Origin of the sequence: Pantoea sp. CTOTU49201 (genome assembly GCF_032054795.1) — a bacterium.
Classification (GTDB): Bacteria; Pseudomonadota; Gammaproteobacteria; order Enterobacterales; family Enterobacteriaceae; genus Pantoea; species Pantoea symbiotica.
This window is the reverse complement of record NZ_DAMBSA010000628.1, coordinates 1-1,593: the sequence shown is the minus strand read 5'-3', so window position 1 is coordinate 1,593 and position 1,593 is coordinate 1. Positions and strand designations below refer to the sequence as shown.

Genomic DNA, 1,593 nt, shown 5'->3' with positions numbered 1-1,593 from the left:
GATCATGCAAAAATGGATTTCCGCTTTCTCTATGTTGATAAAACCGCGCTGCTCAGCGTGGGTTACAATCTCGACAGCGGCGCGCTCGATAAAGGCCATTACGATCTCTTCCCCTCCGAAGTGCGCCTGACGCACTATTACGCCATCTCCGCCAATCAGCTGCCGGTAAAAAGCTGGTTCGTGCTGGGCCGCTTGTTCACCCAACTGGATAACAAGCCTGCGGTGATGTCGTGGAGCGGCTCGATGTTTGAGTATCTGATGCCGCATCTGGTGATGCCGGTTTACCCGGATACGCTGCTGGAGAAAATGGCGCTCTCGGCGGTGAAGCAGCAGATCGCTTCCGGCGACGCCGCACAGATTCCGTGGGGCGTTTCCGAATCGGCGTATGCCGCTTTCGATGATAGCCAAAACTATCAATACAAAGCCTTCGGTACCCCCGAGTTAGGGCTAAAACGTGGCCTCAACGATGATCATGTGGTCGCGCCCTACGCCTCGCTGCTAGCGTTGATGGTGCTGCCGCATCAGGCCACCGACAACCTGATGAAGCTGAAGAAAATGGGTGCCTGCGGCAAATACGGTTTCTATGAAGCGCTTGATTTCACCGCACATCGGCTGGCGCGCGGTCAGCAATTTGTCGCGGTAAAAACCTACATGGCGCATCACCAGGGAATGGGTTTTCTGGCGATCTCGCATCTGCTGCATGAAGCGCCGATGGTGGCGCGGTTTATGTCCAGCGCCCGCTTCCAGTCCTCTTATTTACTGCTGCAGGAGCGCGTGCCGGACGACATTGAGCTGTATACGCCGCGTCGTCAGTTCGTTGATACCCGCGAGATCAAGCCACGTTCGGACACGCATGAACTGCGCGAATACAGCGGTTCGGCGGCTCACTTGCCACAGCTGCAGCTGCTGTCGAATGCCAACTATCATGTGATGGTGACGCAATCCGGCACCGGTTACAGCCTGTGGAAAGGATTGGCGTTAACCCGCTGGCGAGCCGATGGCACCAGCAATCAGCACGGCATCTTCTGCTACATCCGCGATCGTCAATCCGGCGAATTGATCAGCCCGACGTTCCAGCCGAGCGGCGATGCGCGGCCACAACACATTGCACGCTTCACCGATGCTGGCGAGGAGTTTGAGTCGCGCGCTGAAACCCTCAGCACCCACACGCAAGTGGTGGTGTCGCCAGAAGATGATGTGGAGATTCGCCGCATCGTCCTCACCAACCATTCACGCCAGCTGCGTGAGATTGATATCACCAGCTATGCGGAAGTGGTGCTCGCCTCCGCCGCCAGCGATATGGCGCATCCGGCGTTCAGTAACCTGTTTGTGCAAACCGAAATTGTTACCGAGCTGGAAGCCATTCTGGCGCATCGCCGCCCGCGTGATGAGAAAACCGAACCGGTGTGGATGTTCCACGCGCTGCTGATTCACGGCACCAGCGAGCGCGATACGCATTATGAAACCGACCGCGCGCAGTTTATTGGTCGCGGCAGGACCCGCGCCGATCCACAAGCTATTACAGCGGAAGGCATACTGAGCGGCAGCGCCGGTGCGGTGCTCGATCCGCTAATGTCGATCCGCCAGAAAATC

Annotated in this window: 1 protein-coding gene; it reads left to right on the top strand. The window is 57.5% G+C overall.

Annotated features, from left to right (window positions below):
* Positions 1 to 1,593 (top strand): glucoamylase family protein (locus tag RTY00_RS24595; protein ID WP_312666724.1); only part of this gene is annotated, 1,593 nt, incomplete at both ends.